18 protein-coding genes are annotated in these 18,774 nt (G+C 69.9%); 4 read left to right on the forward strand and 14 right to left on the reverse strand.

Annotation, left to right across the window (positions count from 1 at the left end):
- Nucleotides 1-139 precede the first annotated feature (139 nt).
- The 3 genes from ACFUJR_RS11175 to ACFUJR_RS11185 all read right to left on the reverse strand — a co-directional run bounded on the left by ACFUJR_RS11175 (nt 140) and on the right by ACFUJR_RS11185 (nt 4,344).
- Entirely contained in the window at nt 140-2,746 is a 2,607-nt protein-coding gene (locus ACFUJR_RS11175) for an ATP-binding protein (protein ID WP_383165291.1), read from the reverse strand.
- Between the two features lie 299 nt (nt 2,747-3,045).
- Complete coding sequence (locus ACFUJR_RS11180; RefSeq protein WP_024761898.1) at nt 3,046-3,369, reverse strand: STAS domain-containing protein; 324 nt, start codon at nt 3,367-3,369, stop codon at nt 3,046-3,048.
- A 126-nt stretch (nt 3,370-3,495) separates the two neighbouring features.
- On the reverse strand, nt 3,496-4,344 hold the full coding sequence (locus ACFUJR_RS11185; protein WP_383165288.1) for a 3-hydroxyacyl-CoA dehydrogenase family protein: 849 nt from the start codon (nt 4,342-4,344) through the stop codon (nt 3,496-3,498).
- 274 nt (nt 4,345-4,618) lie between these two features.
- Here ACFUJR_RS11185 and ACFUJR_RS11190 point away from each other — a divergent pair, with 274 nt between their 5' ends.
- On the forward strand, nt 4,619-5,191 hold the full coding sequence (locus tag ACFUJR_RS11190) for a cob(I)yrinic acid a,c-diamide adenosyltransferase (protein WP_383165285.1): 573 nt from the start codon (nt 4,619-4,621) through the stop codon (nt 5,189-5,191).
- Nucleotides 5,192-5,315: 124 nt separating this feature from the next.
- On the opposite strand, the gene ACFUJR_RS11195 is transcribed toward ACFUJR_RS11190, so the two are convergent.
- Complete coding sequence (locus ACFUJR_RS11195) at nt 5,316-5,903, reverse strand: hypothetical protein (RefSeq protein WP_383165283.1); 588 nt, start codon at nt 5,901-5,903, stop codon at nt 5,316-5,318.
- 154 nt (nt 5,904-6,057) lie between these two features.
- Between ACFUJR_RS11195 and ACFUJR_RS11200 the strand changes: the two genes are divergently transcribed.
- The 3 genes from ACFUJR_RS11200 to ACFUJR_RS11210 all read left to right on the forward strand — a co-directional run bounded on the left by ACFUJR_RS11200 (nt 6,058) and on the right by ACFUJR_RS11210 (nt 9,886).
- Nucleotides 6,058-7,272, forward strand: coding sequence for a sensor histidine kinase (locus ACFUJR_RS11200; protein WP_383165280.1), 1,215 nt, complete (start codon nt 6,058-6,060; stop codon nt 7,270-7,272).
- Nucleotides 7,260-7,910, forward strand: coding sequence for a response regulator (locus tag ACFUJR_RS11205; RefSeq protein WP_383165277.1), 651 nt, complete (start codon nt 7,260-7,262; stop codon nt 7,908-7,910). The genes ACFUJR_RS11200 and ACFUJR_RS11205 overlap by 13 nt, the downstream gene beginning before the upstream one ends.
- 128 nt (nt 7,911-8,038) lie before the next feature.
- Nucleotides 8,039-9,886: a glycosyl hydrolase family 18 protein gene (locus ACFUJR_RS11210; RefSeq protein ID WP_383165275.1), complete on the forward strand. Its 1,848-nt coding sequence runs from the start codon at nt 8,039-8,041 to the stop codon at nt 9,884-9,886.
- Between the two features lie 241 nt (nt 9,887-10,127).
- On the opposite strand, the gene ACFUJR_RS11215 is transcribed toward ACFUJR_RS11210, so the two are convergent.
- The 10 genes from ACFUJR_RS11215 to ACFUJR_RS11260 form a co-directional block, all read right to left on the reverse strand.
- Entirely contained in the window at nt 10,128-10,601 is a 474-nt protein-coding gene (locus ACFUJR_RS11215; RefSeq protein ID WP_383165272.1) for a DUF2550 domain-containing protein, read from the reverse strand.
- Between the two features lie 144 nt (nt 10,602-10,745).
- Nucleotides 10,746-11,120 carry a F0F1 ATP synthase subunit epsilon gene (locus tag ACFUJR_RS11220; protein ID WP_355107918.1) on the reverse strand — a complete coding sequence of 125 codons (375 nt, stop codon included), beginning with the start codon at nt 11,118-11,120 and terminating at the stop codon, nt 10,746-10,748.
- A 113-nt stretch (nt 11,121-11,233) separates the two neighbouring features.
- The gene (atpD, locus tag ACFUJR_RS11225) at nt 11,234-12,676 is read right to left on the reverse strand and encodes a F0F1 ATP synthase subunit beta (RefSeq protein ID WP_383165268.1); all 1,443 of its coding nucleotides are present in this window, start codon (nt 12,674-12,676) and stop codon (nt 11,234-11,236) included.
- On the reverse strand, nt 12,676-13,593 hold the full coding sequence (locus tag ACFUJR_RS11230; protein ID WP_383165265.1) for a F0F1 ATP synthase subunit gamma: 918 nt from the start codon (nt 13,591-13,593) through the stop codon (nt 12,676-12,678). The genes atpD and ACFUJR_RS11230 overlap by 1 nt, the downstream gene beginning before the upstream one ends.
- A 20-nt stretch (nt 13,594-13,613) precedes the next feature.
- Nucleotides 13,614-15,212 (reverse strand): F0F1 ATP synthase subunit alpha, encoded by a 1,599-nt coding sequence (gene atpA, locus ACFUJR_RS11235; RefSeq protein WP_383165262.1) that lies wholly within the window; start codon nt 15,210-15,212, stop codon nt 13,614-13,616.
- A gap of 133 nt (nt 15,213-15,345) precedes the next feature.
- On the reverse strand, nt 15,346-16,161 hold the full coding sequence (locus ACFUJR_RS11240; protein ID WP_383165259.1) for a F0F1 ATP synthase subunit delta: 816 nt from the start codon (nt 16,159-16,161) through the stop codon (nt 15,346-15,348).
- A complete protein-coding gene (locus tag ACFUJR_RS11245; protein WP_352188978.1) occupies nt 16,158-16,700 on the reverse strand; it encodes a F0F1 ATP synthase subunit B in 543 nt (180 codons plus the stop codon). Before ACFUJR_RS11245 ends, ACFUJR_RS11240 begins: the two co-directional genes overlap by 4 nt.
- Before the next feature lie 41 nt (nt 16,701-16,741).
- Nucleotides 16,742-16,999 carry an ATP synthase F0 subunit C gene (gene atpE / locus ACFUJR_RS11250; protein ID WP_158990502.1) on the reverse strand — a complete coding sequence of 86 codons (258 nt, stop codon included), beginning with the start codon at nt 16,997-16,999 and terminating at the stop codon, nt 16,742-16,744.
- A gap of 95 nt (nt 17,000-17,094) precedes the next feature.
- Entirely contained in the window at nt 17,095-17,904 is an 810-nt protein-coding gene (atpB, locus tag ACFUJR_RS11255) for a F0F1 ATP synthase subunit A (RefSeq protein ID WP_329115866.1), read from the reverse strand.
- A 225-nt stretch (nt 17,905-18,129) separates the two neighbouring features.
- On the reverse strand, nt 18,130-18,546 hold the full coding sequence (locus ACFUJR_RS11260) for a hypothetical protein (RefSeq protein WP_361434700.1): 417 nt from the start codon (nt 18,544-18,546) through the stop codon (nt 18,130-18,132).
- Nucleotides 18,547-18,774: the final 228 nt, after the last annotated feature.

Here is an 18,774-nt window from a genome sequence, read left to right on the forward strand (position 1 = left end):
GTCGACGCGGTGTTCCTCGATGATGGCGAAATGCGCGAACTCGAAAAAAAAAAATTGCGTCGGTTCTAAGACTTCTCCAAAACGTACGGGTCCGTCGGCTCCCTTGGTGGCGGCAAACCCCCCCGGGGCCGTCGTCGTGTCAGGCCGGTGTACCGGTGGAGTCGCCGGAGGCCGAGTTGCTGGGGCTGCTCTCGCCCCCGGTCGTCGGTGTGGTCGACGGCGTCGTGGAAGGCGTGGTCGACGGCTCGGTCGTCGGCGGGTCCGTGGGCTCGGTCGTCGGCGGCTTGGTGGACGGGGTCGGCTTCGGCGACGTCGTCCGTGTCGGGCTCGTCGTCGGTCGCGGAGGCGTCGTCGACGGGGTCCCCGTCGTGGGGGACGTCGACGCGCTCGGCGTACCGGACGCCGGCGCGGACGGGGTGCCCGAGGTGCCGGGCGTGCTCGGGCTCGCCGATCCCGACCGCGTGGGGGAGGCGCTGTCCGAGGGGCGGTCCGCGGTGCCCTCGGTCGGCTCGTCGGCGTCGAGGATCTCGTCGCCGTTCTCCTCGTCGGCCGTACGGTCGGAGGTGACCCGCCCGGTGCCCGGATCCTGGGCTTCGCCCGAGGTGGCCCCGATGGTCACGACCGTGCCGAGCACGGCGGCCAGGAGCGCTCCCGTGCCGACCGCGACCAGGTTACGGCGGGCCCCGGCGACGATGCCGAAACGGCCGCCCCGCTTCGGACCCTGCTCGCCCGGCCGGGTGTCCGGGCGGGAGATGAGGGTCGGGCCCTCGTCGGCGAAGTCCGGGAAGGCGGGGATCGGGGAGGCGGGGATCCGGGAGGCGGGGGTCGGGGCGGCGGGGATCGGGGCGGTCTTGGCCGCGGCGGCGGAACGCGGGACGACGGGGCGGGGCACGGCGGGCGGGGCGACGGCCTTGGGGATGCCGCGCGGCGGGGAGACGGACTCCTCCGGGCGCACGGCGGGCGGCGCGCCGTCGCCGCCCAGCGGCCCACCGCTGCGGTCGGCGACCAGGGCGAGGGCTCGGCGTCCGGCGACGGTGCCGCGCTTGTCGGCGAGGACGCCGCGCATGCCGACGGACGCCTCCAGTTCGGCGCGGGCCCGCTCCAGGTTTCCGGCGCAGAGCGCGAGAATGCCCAACTCGTGGTGGAAGTAGGCCTCTTCGGCGACCTCGCCGACCAGCCGGGCGGCCTCCTGGCCGCCGCGCAGCACCCGCTCCCAGGCGCCCCAGTGCAGTCCCGCGGCGAAGGCCGGGGCGGCGCTGCGGGCGAGCAGGACGGCGGTGGCGGGGTGTTCGGGGTCCGAACCGGGCACGAGCGCGGCCAGGGCGGCGAGGACGGCGTCGGACTCGGCTGCCGCGCGGGCGGGGGTGACCGAGGGGTGTCCGGCCCACCATGCGTAGTGCTGGGCGACGGTGTGGGCGCGAGCGGTGGCGTCCTCGTCGTACCCGTGGGCGACGAGCTGGGTGAGGATGCCGGCGGCGAGGCGGTAGCGGGTGCCGACCGGGGTCAGCAGTCCGCAGGCCATGAGTTCGCCGAGGGCGGCGTCCGCGTGGGTGTCGCCGACGAGGGCGGGCAGGTGGGCCTGGTGCGGCACCTCGCCACCGAGGGCGACGGCGAACCGCAGGGTGTCCTGGGCGGAGCGGCTGAGCCGGGAGGCGAGCAGGGCGGCCGGAGCCGCGCCCTCGCCGAGGCTGGGCAGGGGTATCTCGCGCAGCTCGACGTCGACGGAGTCCTGCGGGGCCGGGGTCGTGGAACCGTCCGCGCTCGGTCCGAAGGCGTCGTCGAGGGCGCCGAAGGCGTCGAACTCGGCGGGGACGGTCTCCTCCTGGGCCCCGAACGCGTCGAACTCGGCCGGGGTGACCCGGAGCCGGTCGCGCTGCCGGAGGAGGGCGCCGGCCTGGACGAAGCGCAGCGGCAGGCCCTCGGACTCGAACCAGAGGTCGCCGGCCCAGTTGGCCTCGTCGTCGGTGAGCGACCGGTCGACGGCGCGCTCCAGGAGCGCGAGGGAGGCGGCGCGGCCGAGCCCGGCGAGCGCGACCTCTTCGAGGTGGGCGTCGGGAGAGGGGGCCGGGACGTCGGGGGTCGCGGCGAGCAGGAAGGCGCATTCGGGGGCGGCGGCGAGGAGTTCGTCGAGCGCGGCGCCGCCGAGCTCCAGGTCGTCGACGACCACGACGGCGCCGATGTCGTGGACCAGGGCGAGCAGGCCGGCGCGGTCCGGCCGGTGGTCCGGGGCGTGCTGGACCGTGGCGTGGAGTTCGTACAGCAGCTCGGTGGCGGTGCGGTGGTGCCCGGAGAGCCGTACGACACCGTCCGGTGCGAGGTCGGCGCAGTCGGCGGCGACGGCGTCGAGGAGTGCGGTGCGGCCGGAGCCGGCGGGGCCGGTGACCCGGACGGAGCGGCCGCGGCCGAGGAGCTGCACGAGCCGCTCGTGTTCCTCCTGCCGTTCGAGAAGGGGCAGCGGCGGGGCGGCGGGGCCGGGCGGTACGGGCGGGGTGGCCGCGCGCGCGGCCTCGGCACGCTCCTGGGCGGTGCGGCGGCGGGGCGGCTCGGGCTCTTCTCCCGGTGGGCAGGCCTCGATCTCGCTGCCGTCGACGGGGTTGACGGTCAGCAGCAGGTCGCCCGAGACGACGCGGGCGGTGCGGACGCGGGCGGGTGTGGCCGGGCCGCGTTCGGGCAGGAGGCCACCGCGGACGTCGTCGCCTTCGTGGTCGTAGCCGTGCTCTTCCGGCTCCCGGTTCATCGGGTCCATGATTCAAGCCCCCCAAAAGCGGTGCGTACGGAAAGCCCCTCCGGCCGATCTGCACGCGCGCTGTCGCTTCTGGTCCGGTGCCCGCCGGGTGGGTTCGTCAATGTGCGGGCGACCGAACCCTAGACGTTCCACGAGTATCCGGGAACAGGCGGGGTGCCACCCCGCCCAAGACGTCACGGTCCGCTAAGGATTGGCCCGGGACGCCGGTTTCTCACAGCGGCTTCACAGCCGGTACGGCGTCGATTCGCGCCGCGGTCCGCCCCCGCCCCGCCCCGCCCCGCCCGCGCGCGGGGCGCGGGTCAGACGCGGGGCAGCGACTCCGCGGCGAGGCCGCCCTCGATGGCGAGGATGCGGTGCAGCCGGGTCGCCACGAGCAGACGCTGCATCTGGGGCGGCACACCACGCAGCACGAGCCGCCGTCCGCAGCGGCCGGCCCTGCGGTGCGCGCCCATGATGACCCCGAGCCCGGTGGCATCCCAGGAGTCGAGACCGGTCAGGTCGAGCACGAGGTCGCCGACTCCGTCGTCGACGGCCGAGTGCAGGACCGTACGGGCGTCCGCCGCGCTCCGGACGTCGAGGCGGCCCCCGACGACCAGCTCGACATGGTCGCCCCTGATGTGCATATGCGCTCCCCTAGGGTGCTCCGTCTTTTCATCAACTGACTGTCGTCGGCGCAGAAGCGTTGCGCCTTGTAAGCGAACTGATACCGAATTCACCCGGTGGGGTGAATGCCGATCGATTTCCGGCGATCAGTGCTCGTAGAACCCCTGCCCGCTCTTACGGCCGATGTCACCGGCGTCCACCATCCGGCGCATCAGCTCCGGCGGCGCGAACTTCTCGTCCTGGGACTCCGTGTAGATGTTGCTCGTGGCGTTCACCAGGATGTCGATGCCGGTGAGGTCCGCCGTGGCGAGGGGGCCCATGGCGTGGCCGAAGCCCAGCTTGCAGGCGATGTCGATGTCCTCGGCGGTGGCGACGCCCGACTCGTAGAGCTTGGCGGCCTCGACGACCAGCGCGGAGATGAGGCGGGTGGTGACGAAGCCGGCGACGTCGCGGTTGACGACGATGCAGGTCTTGCCGACCGACTCGGCGAACTCCCGAGCGGCGGCGAGGGTGGCGTCGCTGGTCTTGTAGCCGCGGACGAGCTCGCAGAGCTGCATCATCGGCACCGGCGAGAAGAAATGGGTGCCGACGACGGCCTCCGGCCGCTCCGTCACGGCCGCGATCTTGGTGATCGGGATGGCGGAGGTGTTGGAGGCGAGGACCGCGCCGTCCTTGGCGATCTTGTCGAGGGAGCGGAAGATCTCGTGCTTGACCTCGAGCTTCTCGAAGACGGCCTCGACGACGATGTCGGCGTCGGCGACCGCGTCGAGTTCGGTGGTGGCGGTGATCCGGCCGAGGGCGGCCTCGGCGTCGGCGGCGTCCAGCTTGCCCTTGGCGACGAATCGGTCGTACGACGCCTTGATGCCGTCGGTGCCCCGGGTCAGCGCGGCGTCGGTGACGTCACGCAGGACGACGTCCCAGCCCGCCTGGGCAGAGACCTGCGCGATTCCCGACCCCATGAGTCCGGCTCCGATGACGGCGAGCTTCCTGGCCACGTCTTCCACCCCTCAACACCTGTTCACTTCTGACTCTCCGGCGGAGATTAGCGGGCGGGAGGCGGGATGTGACCGTGAAGTAACGCGCGTCACGCCCGGTTTGACGGACGTCACACCGGCGACAGGCCGGCTACCCCCGTACGGCGTACGCCAGGGGGTGCGCCGTACGGGGGCATACTCCACGGCGTCCAGGTGACCGTCGGGCCGGCGGCGCTCGCCGTGACGGTCGGCACACGGGCGTTCCGGAGGGCCGGAGCGTCACTACGCTGGGCTCATGGTCAATCTGACGCGCATCTACACCCGTACCGGCGACCAGGGCACCACCGCTCTGGGCGACATGAGCCGGACCGCCAAGACCGATCTGCGGATCTCGGCGTACGCCGACGCCAACGAGGCCAATGCCGTCATCGGTACGGCCATCGCCCTCGGGCAGCTCGACGAGGAGGTCGTGAAGGTCCTCGTCCGCGTCCAGAACGACCTGTTCGACGTCGGCGCGGACCTTTCCACCCCGGTGGTCGAGGACCCGAAGTACCCGCCGCTGCGGGTGGAGCAGAGCTATGTCGACAAGCTGGAGGCGGACTGCGACCGCTTCCTGGAGGAGCTGGAGAAGCTGCGCTCCTTCATCCTGCCGGGCGGCACGCCCGGTGCGGCGCTGCTGCACCAGGCGTGCACGGTGGTCCGCCGCGCCGAGCGCTCGACGTGGGCGGCGCTGGAGGTCCACGGCGAGACCATGAACGCCCTGACGGCGACCTACCTCAACCGTCTCTCGGACCTGCTCTTCATTCTGGCCAGGACGGCGAACAACAAGGTCGGGGACGTGCTCTGGGTCCCCGGCGGAGACCGCTAGACGCACGTCCGGACCACGCCCCTGCCGGGGGTCGGGGGGGGTCGCCCCCCGGGGAACGCGGCATTCTGGCCAGGACGGCGAACATCGAGGTCGGGGACGTGCTCCGGGTCCCCGGCGGAGACCGCTAGACACGGTCCCGGTCCCGGTCTCGCGCGGGGAGCGATGGCTCCGGCTCTCCCTCCGGTGCCTTCCTCGGCCAGACGACGTAGCTGAGCGCGAACAGGCCGTGGAAGCCGACCGCCCGCCAGGCGAAGCCGATCCAGTCCTTCAGCGACTGCGTGTCCCCGGTGTCGCCGACGTACCGGACGGCGAGCAGCAGCAGTCCGGTCGCGACCGCCGCCGCGGTCACCGAGCCCAGCCAGACCTTCCCCTCGTGACGGGCGCGCGCCCTGCCGTAGCGCGGCGGGCCGACCGGCGGCGGCGCGCCGCCCAGGCGGTGGGCGGCGTGGCCGTCGAGCCACTTCACGGTGCGGTGGCCGTGGCCGACGGTGTAGCCGATGTACACCGCCGCCAGACCGTGCCGCCAGCTCGGCTCCGCGCCGTTCTTCAGATCGATCGCGGTCACGACGAACAGCAGGACCTCCAGGAGCGGCTCGCACAGCAGCAGCGCCAGGCCCGCCCGTGGCATCTTCAGTAGATAGCGGGTGGCGAGGCCGGCGGCCAGCAGTACCCAGAAGCCGACCTCGCAGATCACGATCAGCGTGACGATCACGGCGGAACTCCCCTCTCGGTTCCCCTCAAGCGTCCCTTGGCATTCCGCCCGGATCGTCGTCGCCGATGACGAAGTACGACTACATCCTTCGGCGGAGGGGCGGATCGGCCCGCGTGGCGAGGCCCGGGGCCGTACCGCCGTGTTGGATGGGACCGTGACACTCCCCCGACCGCACCGCGTCGATCTGCTCATCGCCGTCGGCGGCCTCGCCGTCGGCCTGCTGATGTGGTCCTACGGGCTGCACACCCAGACAGACCGGCTGATCACCGCGCGGTGGGCGACCCTGGTCCCGCTCGTCGTGATGGCCTCGATGGAGGCCGTGCGGCGCACGTTGCCGCAGACCGCCCTGGTCGTCGGCACGGTCGCGCTCGTGGCGGACCAGTTCACCTACGGCACCCTCGTGACCGTGCTGATGTTCACGGATCTGGTCTACGCGGCCGTGGTCTACGGGCCGCCGTCCGCCGCCCGGCGCATCCCGTACACGACCGGGCTGATCACGATCGGCGTGACGATCGGCTTCCTCGTCTGGTGGCAGAACGCGATCGCCTTGATGGTCGGCCTGATCACGGGCATGGTGTCGTTCCTGCCCGCCGTCACCGGAGCCGTCGTGCGCAACCACCGTCAGGCCGCCGACGCCGCCCGTCTCCGGGCCGAGCAGACCGCGCTGCTCGCCGAGATGGACCGGAGTCAGGCCGTCGTGGCAGAGCGCGCCCGGATGGCGCGGGAGCTGCACGACATGGTCGCCAACCATCTCTCCGCCATCGCGATCCACTCCACGGCCGCGCTGTCGCTCGACGAGCCGGGGACCACCCGGCAGGCGCTGACGGTGATCCGGGAGAACAGCGTGGAGGGTCTCGCGGAGATGCGGCGGCTGATCGGACTGCTCCGCGACAGCAGCGGGGACGTGCAGCCGGCGGCCGCGCCCACCCTGGACGGCCTGGACGCGCTGGTGGCCCAGGCCGCGGCGAACGGGCGGAGCAGCGGGCTGACGTTCACGGTCGACGACACCCGGGCCGGGGACGACGAGGCGATGCCGGCCCCGGTCGGGCTCGCCGCGTACCGGATCGTGCAGGAGTCACTGACGAACGCCCTGAAGCACGCGGCGCCGGGGGCGGTACGGGTGGAACTCGGCCGCCGCGCGGACGGCGCCCTCACGGTGGGCGTGACCAGTGTGCTCGGCGGGCAGCCCGGGCCCCGCGCCCCCGGCTCGGGAGCGGGTCTGGTGGGGATGCGGGAGCGGGTGGCGCTGCTCGACGGGGAGTTCGAGGCCGGTCCGGTCACCTCGGACGGCGGACGGAAAGAATGGCGGGTGCGGGCTGTCCTGCCCGTCGGGACGAACGACAAGGAGCCGACCGCATGGTACGGGTGATCGTGGCCGAGGATCAGAGCGCTGTCCGGGCGGGGCTCGTCCTGATCCTGGGCAGCGCGCCGGACATCGAGGTGGTCGGGGAGGCGGCCGACGGCGAGCGCGCGGTGGAGCTGGCCCGGGAGCTGCGCCCCGATCTGGTCCTGATGGACATCCAGATGCCGAGGATGGACGGGGTGACGGCGACCGGCCTCGTCGTCTCGGAGGGGCTGGCCGATGTGCTCGTACTGACCACCTTCGATCTGGACGAGTACGTGTTCGGGGCGCTGCGGGCCGGGGCGGCGGGCTTTCTGCTGAAGAACGCCGACGCGAAGGACCTGATCGAGGCGGTACGGACGGTGGCGCGCGGGGAGGGCCTGATCGCCCCGGCCGTGACGCGGCGGCTGATCGCCGAGTTCGCGTCCCCGCGCGGGCCGGCGTCCACACGGAGCGCGGCGGACCCCGCCGTGCTGGACGCGTTGACGCCCCGGGAGCGCGAGGTGCTGGCGGCGCTGGCCAAGGGACTGTCGAACGCGGAGGTCGCGGAACGGCTGGACATGGCGGAGGCGACGGTGAAGACGCACGTCAGCAAGGTGCTGGGCAAGCTGGGCGTCCGCAGCAGAGCCCAAGCTGCGGTTCTCGCACGGGAGTTGGGTGTCTGAACGACACTCGTCGACGTTGGTCTGGACCTCTTGACGGTTGGTCCAGACCTTTCTACGCTCGCGGGGCGCGCGCACTTCACGGACCACCCCCATCTCTCGTTCGTCCGTCCGCAACTTGAGGAGCACCGTTGAGCACTCAAGCACCGACGCGCAGAACAGGGTTCAGACACCGGGCCGCCGCCGGTCTCACCGCCCTGATCCTGCCCCTGGCCGCCATGGTCGGGCTCGCCGCACCCGCCGAAGCCGCCACGGCGGCCACCGCCACGTACACCAAGGTCTCCGACTGGGGCTCCGGTTTCGAGGGCAAGTGGACGGTGAAGAACACCGGCACCACGACCCTCTCCTCCTGGACCGTCGAGTGGGACTACCCCGCCGGCACCGCGGTCACCTCCGCCTGGGACGCCACCGTCACCAGCTCCGGCACCCACTGGACCGCCAAGAACGTCGGCTGGAACGGCACCCTCGCCCCGGGCGCCTCCATCTCCTTCGGCTTCAACGGCTCCGGCTCCGGCGCGCCGAGCGGCTGCAAGGTCAACGGCGGCTCCTGCGACGGCGGCAGCCAGCCCGGCGACAACGCGCCCTCCGCGCCCGGCACACCGGTCGCCTCCGACATCACCGACACCTCGGTCAAGCTGACCTGGACCGCCGCCACGGACGACAAGGGCGTCAAGAACTACGACGTCAAGCGCGACGGCGCCACGATCGCCACGGTCACCGGACTCACGTACACGAACACCGGACTGACCGCCGGCACCGACTACGCCTACACGGTCGTCGCCCGCGACACCATCGACCAGACCGGCCCCGCCAGCGGCGCCGCGAACGTCCGCACCACGGGCGGCGACGACCCGCCGCCGCCGGGTGACACCGTGAAGCTGGGCTACTTCACCAACTGGGGTGTCTACGGCCGGAACTACCACGTCAAGAACATCGTGACGTCCGGCTCCGCCTCCAAGATCACGCACATCAACTACGCCTTCGGCAACGTGACCGGCGGCAAGTGCACGATCGGCGACGCCTACGCGGACTACGACAAGGCCTACACCGCCGGCCAGTCGGTCGACGGCGTCGCCGACACCTGGGACCAGCCGCTGCGCGGCAACTTCAACCAGCTGCGCAAGCTGAAGAAGGCCTACCCGCACATCAAGGTGCTGTGGTCCTTCGGCGGCTGGACCTGGTCCGGCGGCTTCGGCCAGGCCGTGCAGAACCCGACCGCCTTCGCGCAGTCCTGCTACGACCTGGTCGAGGACCCGCGCTGGGCCGATGTCTTCGACGGCATCGACCTGGACTGGGAGTACCCGAACGCCTGCGGTCTGTCCTGCGACACCAGCGGCCCGGCCTCGTTCAAGAACATGATGCAGGCCATGCGTGCCAAGTTCGGCAGCAACGCCCTGGTCACGGCGGCGGTCACGGCCGACGCGTCCTCGGGCGGCAAGATCGACGCCGCCGACTACGCCGGCGCCGCGCCGTACATGAACTGGTTCAACGTGATGACGTACGACTTCTTCGGCGCCTGGGCGGCGCAGGGACCGACGGCCCCGCACTCCCCGCTCACCTCGTACGCCGGCATCCCGCAGGCGGGCTTCAACTCCGCCGAGGCGATCGCCAAGTTCAAGGCGAAGGGCGTCCCGGCCGACAAGCTGCTGCTCGGCATCGGCTTCTACGGCCGCGGCTGGACGGGCGTCACCCAGTCCGCCCCGGGCGGCACGGCGACGGGCCCGGCGGCCGGCACGTACGAGCAGGGCATCGAGGACTACAAGGTCCTGCGGAACTCCTGCCCGGCCAGCGGCACGGTGGCCGGAACGGCGTACGCGCACTGCGGTTCCAACTGGTGGAGCTACGACACCCCGGCCACGGTCACGTCCAAGATGAGCTGGGCGAAGAACCAGGGCCTGGGCGGCGCGTTCTTCTGGGAGTTCAGCGGTGACACCGGCAACGGCGAGCTGGTGGGAGCCATCAACAGCGGGCTGAACTAGCCCGGAAAGACGCGGCGGGGACGGTGCAGCACACCGTCCCCGCCGTCGTTCGCGTACGTCAGGCCGCATTCTCCCCAGGCTCCGCCCGGGGGCACCCCCAACCAACGGGGGCCGATCAGGCCACATTCACCCTCCCCCAGACTTCGTCCGGGGGGACCCCCATCCAGCGAGAGGCCGATCAGGCCACATTCACCCTCCCCCAGACTTCGTCCGGGGGGACCCCCATCCAGCGAGAGGCCGATCAGGCCACATTCACTCGCTGGCCGGGGGGTGCCGCTTCGAGCCAGGCGAGAAAGCCGGTGAGAGCGTCCTCGCTCATCGCCAGCTCCAGCCGCGTGCCCCGGTGCATACAGCCCTGGATCACGGCGTCGGAGAGCAGCGCGAGCTCCTCCTCGCCCTCGGGCATCCGGCGCTCCAGGACCTCGATGGCCGAGCGCTCCAGGACACGGCGGGGGCGGGGGGCGTACGAGAAGACCCGGAACCAGGCGATCTCGTCACCGCTGTAGCGGGCGACTCCGTACACCCAGCCCTTGCCGGTGGGGGTCCCCCCGGTGGAGCCAGGGGGAAGGTCCTGCTCCTCGGGGATGTCCCAGCGCAGGGAGCAGTCGAAGGTGCCCCCGGCACGCTGGATCAGCCTGCGGCGCAAGCCGAAGACGAAGAGCCCGATCACCACCAGTGCGACGACCAGGCCGCTCAGGAGCAGAGCGAGGAACATCTTCACCGACCTCCTCGCTGCGTCCCGTGACCGGCATCGCCGGCGTAACCGAATACGACCTGCATCTGCATCGCCTCAGCCGCGACACGGTCTGGATGATTCCAGCCGTGCCGCGGCTGAGGGCACAACTCTCGGCGCGGTCCGCTAGCGGACCGCTACCGCACGCAACCGGACATCGGCGCGGCGCTCGGCGGCGGCGTCCGACTCCGACTTGGCGCGCTCCAGCGCACGCTCCGCGCGCTGGGCGTCGATCTCGTCCGCCAGCTCGGCGATCTCCGCGAGCAGAGACAGCTTGTCGTCGGCGAACGAGATGAATCCACCGTGCACAGCGGCGACGACGGTCTCGCCCTCGCTGGTACGGATGGTCACCGGGCCCGACTCCAGCACACCGAGCAGCGGCTGGTGGCCGGGCATGACGCCGATGTCGCCGGAGGTGGTACGTGCGATGACCAGGGTGGCCTCGCCGGACCAGACACTCCGGTCCGCGGCGACCAGCTCGACGTGCAGCTCAGCAGCCAAGGGTGGCTCCTCGGGTCACCACCCGGCGGTCGTGCCGGGTGTTGGGGTCAATTCTAATGGGCGTGAAGAGGGGGGCGGGACATGCCCCGCCCCCCCTCACGAGAGCACGGGGCTCAGGAGACGCCGAGTTCCTTGGCGTTCTTCTTGAGGTCCTCGATGCCACCGCACATGAAGAAGGCCTGCTCGGGGAAGTGGTCGTACTCACCGTCGCAGATCGCGTTGAACGCGGAGATCGACTCGTCGAGCGGAACGTCCGAACCGTCCACACCGGTGAACTGCTTCGCCGCGTGGGTGTTCTGGGACAGGAAGCGCTCGACACGCCGGGCGCGGTGGACAACGAGCTTGTCCTCCTCGCTCAGCTCGTCGATACCGAGGATCGCGATGATGTCCTGGAGGTCCTTGTACTTCTGCAGGATGCCCTTGACGCGCATGGCGGCGTCGTAGTGGTCCTGCGCGATGTAGCGCGGGTCCAGGATCCGGGACGTGGAGTCCAGCGGGTCCACGGCCGGGTAGATGCCCTTCTCGGAGATCGGACGGGAGAGAACCGTCGTCGCGTCGAGGTGGGCGAAGGTGGTGGCCGGAGCCGGGTCGGTCAGGTCGTCCGCGGGGACGTAGATCGCCTGCATCGAGGTGATCGAGTGACCACGGGTCGAGGTGATGCGCTCCTGGAGGAGACCCATCTCGTCGGCCAGGTTCGGCTGGTAACCCACGGCGGAGGGCATACGGCCGAGCAGGGTCGAGACCTCGGAGCCGGCCTGCGTGAAGCGGAAGATGTTGTCGATGAAGAACAGCACGTCCTGCTTCTGCACATCGCGGAAGTACTCCGCCATGGTCAGACCGGCCAGGGCCACGCGCAGACGGGTGCCCGGGGGCTCGTCCATCTGGCCGAAGACCAGCGCGGTCTTGTCCAGAACGCCGGCCTCCTCCATCTCCACCATGAGGTCGTTGCCCTCACGGGTGCGCTCGCCGACGCCCGCGAAGACCGACACACCGTCGTGCAGCTTGGCCACACGGACGATCATTTCCTGGATCAGAACGGTCTTGCCGACACCGGCACCACCGAACAGACCGATCTTTCCACCCTTGACGTACGGGGTGAGAAGGTCGACGACCTTCAGGCCGGTCTCGAACATCTCGGTCTTCGACTCGAGCTGGTCGAACGCCGGGGCCTTGCGGTGGATGGTCCAGCGCGGGGCGTCGGCGACCGTGGAGGCGTCGTCGTTCAGCACCTGACCGAGCGTGTTGAACACACGGCCCTTGGTGACGTCGCCGACCGGAACCGTGATACCCGTGCCGGTGTCCGTCACCGGGGCCTGGCGGACCAGACCGTCGGTGGGCTGCATGGAGATGGTGCGGACGATGCCGTCACCGAGGTGCTGGGCGACCTCGAGGGTCAGCGTCTTGGTCGCGCCCTCCTCGGCCGGGTCCGGAACCTCGACGTTCAGCGCGTTGTAGATCTCCGGCATCGCGTCGACGGGGAACTCCACGTCGACGACCGGGCCGATGACCCGGGCGACGCGGCCCGTGGCGGCGGCCGTCTCAACAGTGGTCGTCATTACTTGTCACTCCCCGCGGTCGCGTCGGCCAGGGCTGCGGTGCCACCGACGATCTCGCTGATTTCCTGGGTGATTTCGGCCTGGCGGGCCGCGTTGGCAAGTCGGGAGAGGTTGTTGATCAAGTCTCCCGCGTTGTCGGTCGCCGACTTCATCGCACGGCGCGTGGCGGCGTGCTTGGAGGCAGCCGACTGAAGCAGCGCGTTGTAGATACGGCTTTCGACGTAGCGCGGCAGAAGGGCGTCGAGGACGTCCTCCGCCGACGGCTCGAAGTCGTACAGCGGACGGAGCGTGTCCTGCTCGCCCGCCTCCTTCGCCACCTCGTCGAGGCTGAGGGGCAGCAGCCGGGCCTCGACCGCCGTCTGCGTCATCATCGAGACGAACTCGGTGTAGACGATGTGGAGCTCGTCCACACCACCCTCGGCCGTGTCCTTCTCGATCGCCTCGATCAGCGGAGCCGCGATCTTCTTGGCGTCCGCGTACTCCGGCTGATCCGTGAAGCCGGTCCACGAGTCGGCCAGCTTGCGCTCACGGAAGTTGTAGTGCGAGATGCCACGACGGCCGACGACGTAGATGTCGACCTCGCGCCCCTCGCTCTCCAGCTTCCTCGTCAGAGCCTCCGCCGCCTTGATGGCGTTGGAGTTGAAGGCGCCGGCCAGACCGCGGTCGCTCGAGAGGAGCAGGACCGCGGCACGGGTCGGGTTCTCCGCCTCGGTGGTCAGCGGGTGCTTGTCGTTCGCACCCGTCGCGACCGCGGTGACCGCGCGGGTCAGCTCGATCGCGTACGGGGTCGAGGACTGCACCTTGCGCTGCGCCTTGACGACGCGCGAGGCGGCGATCATCTCCATCGCCTTGGTGATCTTCTTCGTCGCGGTGACGGATTTGATGCGACGCTTGTAGACCCGGAGCTGCGCTCCCATGAGTCAGGTCCCTTCCGTCGTCACTTCGAGACGTTGACGGCAGCGGAAGCGTCGTCGCCCAGCAGCTTCCCGTCAGAGGTCTCGAACTGCTTCTTGAACTCCGCGATGGCGTCACCGACGGACTGCAGGGTGTCGTCCGACATCTTGCCGCCCTCGCGGATGGAGCTCATGAGACCCGCGTGGTTCTGACGCAGGTACGCGAGGAGCTCGGCCTCGAAGCGACGGATGTCGACGACCGGGACGTCGTCCATCTTGCCGGTGGTGCCGGCCCAGATGGAGACGACCTGGTTCTCGGTGGGCATCGGCTGGTACTGAGCCTGCTTGAGCAGCTCGACCATGCGCTGACCGCGCTCCAGCTGCGCCTTCGAGGCCGCGTCCAGGTCCGAACCGAAGGCCGCGAAGGCCTCCAGCTCACGGAACTGGGCGAGGTCGACACGGAGGCGACCGGAGATCTGCTTCATCGCCTTGTGCTGGGCGGAGCCACCGACACGGGAGACCGAGATACCGACGTTCAGGGCCGGACGCTGGCCGGCGTTGAACAGGTCGGACTCCAGGAAGCACTGGCCGTCGGTGATGGAGATGACGTTGGTCGGGATGAACGCCGAGACGTCGTTGGCCTTCGTCTCGACGATCGGCAGACCGGTCATCGAGCCGGCACCCAGCTCGTCCGAGAGCTTCGCGCAGCGCTCGAGCAGACGCGAGTGCAGGTAGAAGACGTCACCCGGGTAGGCCTCACGGCCCGGCGGGCGGCGCAGCAGCAGGGACACGGCGCGGTAGGCGTCGGCCTGCTTCGACAGGTCGTCGAAGACGATCAGGACGTGCTTGCCCTGGTACATCCAGTGCTGACCGATGGCGGAGCCGGTGTACGGCGCCAGGTACTTGAAGCCGGCCGGGTCGGACGCCGGGGCGGCGACGATCGTCGTGTACTCGAGCGCACCGGCCTCCTCCAGGGCGCCGCGCACGGACGCGATGGTGGAGCCCTTCTGGCCGACGGCGACGTAGATGCAGCGGACCTGCTTGTTCACGTCGCCCGAGCGCCAGTTGTCACGCTGGTTGATGATCGTGTCGACGGCCAGCGCGGTCTTGCCGGTCTGACGGTCACCGATGATCAGCTGACGCTGACCACGGCCGACCGGAGTCATGGCGTCGACGGCCTTGTAGCCGGTCTCCATCGGCTCGTGGACCGACTTACGGGCCATGACGCCCGGGGCCTGCAGCTCGAGGGCGCGGCGGCCCTCGGTCGCGATCTCGCCGAGGCCGTCGATCGGGTTGCCGAGCGGGTCGACGACGCGGCCGAGGTAGCCCTCGCCGACACCTACGGAGAGAACCTCACCGGTGCGCTGCACCGGCTGGCCCTCCTCGATACCGCTGAACTCGCCGAGGACGATCGCACCGATCTCGCGCTCCTCGAGGTTGAGGGCGAGACCGAGGGTGCCGTCCTCGAACTTCAGCAGCTCGTTCGCCATGGCGGAGGGCAGGCCCTCCACCTTCGCGATGCCGTCGCCGGCCAGGCTGACCGTTCCGACCTCCTCGCGCGAGGCCGCGTCCGGCTGGTACGACTGGACGAAGTTCTCCAGCGCGTCCCGGATCTCCTCCGGCCGGATCGTGAGCTCCGCCATCTGGGTTCCCTGCTCTCCTTGTTGGGCCCGAAGTTTTCTTGGGGGTCTGGGGGCCGACCCCCAGGAATCTTCTGCGATGTGCACGGCCCAACCGGGCCGCTGGTCATGCTTGTTCAGTTGGTGGCCGCAGCCGTCAGCCGGCCAGCCGCCGGGACGCCTCGTCGAGGCGCTCCGCGATGGTCCCGTTGATGACCTCGTCGCCGACCTGCACCGAGATCCCGCCGAGGACCGCCGGGTCCACGTCCAGGTTCAGGTGCATCTGGCGGCCGTACAGCTTGGCCAGGACGGCACCGAGGCGCTGCTTCTGCTGATCGGTCAGCGGCACCGCCGAGGTCACGACGGCGACCATCCGGTCCCGGCGCGCCGCGGCGAGCTTGGAGAGGGACTCGAGTCCCGCTTCCAGGCTACGTCCCCGGGGCTGGGTCACGAGACGGACGACCAGACGCTCGGTGACCGCGTTGGCCTTGCCGCCGAGCAGGCTGCGGAGCAGCTCGCCCTTGGCGGACGCCGTGGCGGCCTTGTCCGTCAGCGCCGAGCGCAGCTCGGTGCTGGAGGAGACGATCCGGCCGAACCGGAACAGCTCGTCCTCGACGTCGTCCAGCGCGCCCGCCTGCTGCGCCGCGGTGAGGTCGGCGGTGTTCGCCAGCTCCTCGACCGAGTCGACCAGGTCACGCGACTGCGACCAGCGGGAACGCACCATGCCGGACACCAGGTCGACGGTCTCCCCGCCCACCTGACCGCCGAGCAGTCGCCCGGCGAGCTCGGCCTTGGCCTCGCCCGCCTGCGCCGGGTCGGTCAGGACCCGACGCAGCGACACCTCGCGGTCGAGCAGCGCGGTGACCGCGGCCAGCTCGCCCGCGAGCTTCGCGGCGTCGACCGAGGTGTTGTCGGTCAGCGCGTCGAGAGACTCGCGCGCGGCGACCAGTGCCTCGCGGCTCGCTCCGTTCATCGGACGGCCTCGGCCTTCTCCTCGAGCTCGTCGAGGAAGCGGTCGATGGTGCGGCTCTGGCGGGCGTGGTCCTCGAGGGACTCGCCGACCAGCTTGCCGGCCAGGTCGGTGGCGAGCTTGCCCACGTCCTGGCGCAGCGAGGTCGCCGCGGCCTTGCGGTCGGCCTCGATCTGCGTGTGACCGGCCGCGATGATCTCCTCGCGCTGGCGCTGGCCTTCCGCCTTCATCTCCTGGATGATCGCGGTGCCCTGCTCCGTCGCCTCCTGGCGAAGACGCGCGGCCTCATGGCGGGCCTCGGCGAGCTGGGCCTTGTACTGCTCCAGCACACTCTGGGCCTCGATCTGGGCCGACTCGGCCTTCTCGATGCCACCCTCGATGGCCGCCCGACGCTCTTCCAGAACCTTGTTGATGTTCGGGAGGAGCTTCTTGGCGAGGAAGCCGAAGACGATGACGAAGGCGATCAGGCCGATGACGAGCTCGTCAAGATGCGGGATCAGAGGAGGCTGGGGCTCCTCCGCCGCAAGAAGCAGAGCGTTCACATCAGTGCCTTCCGTAAAAAGGTGTGGGCTGTCGGTCCGATTTACTGGTAGACGAAGCCCATGACGATGCCGATGAGGGCGAGCGCCTCACAGAAGGCGAAGCCCATGATCTGGTTGGTGCGGATCAGACCGGCGGCCTCGGGCTGGCGGGCGAGGGCCTGCGTACCGTTACCGAAGATGATGCCGACGCCGACGCCGGGGCCGATCGCGGCCAGGCCGTAGCCGATCGAGGCGACGTTGCCGACGACGTTCTCCTTGGCGGAGGCCGCGAGGTTGACCATGTCGAGAGCAGCGGACATGCCGTTACTTCCTTCTCTTTCAATGACCCGGTGGGGGTTGGCCACCGGACGACTGTTGGATTGGGGGTCTAGCTGGATCCCTGGGCGGGAGTGGCTCAGTGGTGCTCGGCCAGCGCGCCCTGGACGTAGCTGCAGGCCAGGAGGACGAAGACGTACGCCTGGACGGCCTGGATGAAGAGCTCGAAGGCCGTCATCACGAGGACCATCACGAACGAGGCGCCGGCGTAGACGAAGCCCAGGCCGTTCATGAGGTACCAGGTGGCCAGCGAGAACATCACGATCAGCAGGTGACCGGCGAACATGTTCGCGAACAGTCGGACCGCGTGCGTGAAGGGCCGGATGATGAGGTTCGAGAAGAACTCGAGGACGACGACCATCGGGAGGATCGCACCGAGGGACTTGTCGTAACCGACGATGTTCTTCCAGCCGCCGACGAAGCCGTGCTTCTTGAAGGTCAGCGAGATCCAGAGCACGTAGACGATCAGCGCGAGACCGGCCGGGAAGGCGATCAGCGAGGTGACCGGGAACTGGGCGAGCGGAATGATCGACCAGAGGTTCATGATCCAGACGAAGAAGAACAGCGACACCATGAAGGGGACGTACTTCTCGCCGTCCTTCTTGCCGATGATCTCGTAGACGATGCCGCGGCGGACGAAGTCGTAACCGGCCTCGCCGACCATCTGCATCTTGCCGGGGATCAGCTTGGGCTTGTTGAAGGCGGCCCAGAAGAACCCGACGACCACGATGGAGCCCAGCAGAGCGAGCAGCATCGGCTTGGTGATGTCGATGCCTCCCACCGTGGCGATGGGCTCGTACATGAACGTGTGCAGGCCCGGCGCCGGGAAGCCGCATCCACTGAAGATGTGGCAATCCGGGTCGAAGGCAAGCGTCTGGTCAGCACTCACCGCGGGCTCCTTCAGCGTGGCGCATAGGTACGGCAACCTCGTTGTGTCGGCGCGGCACGCAGCCGCGGGTCGGCACTGGACTGGTCTTACGGATAAGGGGGCGGCGGTTCGGCGTCGAGCCTCGCGCTGGGACAGGCGTCAGCTCGGATGCCCGCGCCCGCAGTGCCGCAGTTGGCACCGGACGATAGCAGGAAGCCGAACACGCCTTTATCCCGGCCCTACCCCTCACTGCGACGACCCCGGCTTCTTGGGGTCGTCGATGTACATGATCTTGGCCTTCATGTACGCACGTGCCTGCGCGGCGATCCAGACGAGGGTCGACGCGAGCAGTGTGAAGGCGAAGGCCTTGAAGTCGAAGAACGTCGTGTTCTTGAGCATCAGCATCAACACGAAGAGCAGCAGCAGCTGGGTCGTGTAGAGCAGCAGACCCATCGCCTGGAACAGGTGCGGGTACGACTTGGCCGTCCGCTGGAGCACCACGAGCCCGATCCCCATGAAGGCGATCACCACAGCGCAGCCGATGACGGCACCGATCGCGCCCTTGCCGCCGGCAACCACGCCGCTGATGACCGCGGCGATGGCGCCGGTGGCAGCAGCGGGAATGGCAGCTGACAGAAGGATGCGTGCGTCGTTGGACGGCATGGCGGTGTCTCCGCTGTTGCTGGTGGGGGCGATGGTGTCGTCAGGGACGAGCGTAAGCCCGGTCCGAGGTGTGTCTCGGGGCCAACGGACCGTCGCACTACGGTCTTTCGGCTCTGTCGCCGGGTCTCGTGAACGGTATCACAAACTATTTGAGTAGTTCTTTACCCGGGAAGTGTGCCGACTGTCACACATGAGTGTGACCGTGCGCGTGTGTGCAGCACGCCGGGG

This window comes from Streptomyces sp. NPDC057271 (assembly GCF_042668715.1).
In the GTDB taxonomy this organism is placed as follows: Bacteria; Actinomycetota; Actinomycetes; order Streptomycetales; family Streptomycetaceae; genus Streptomyces.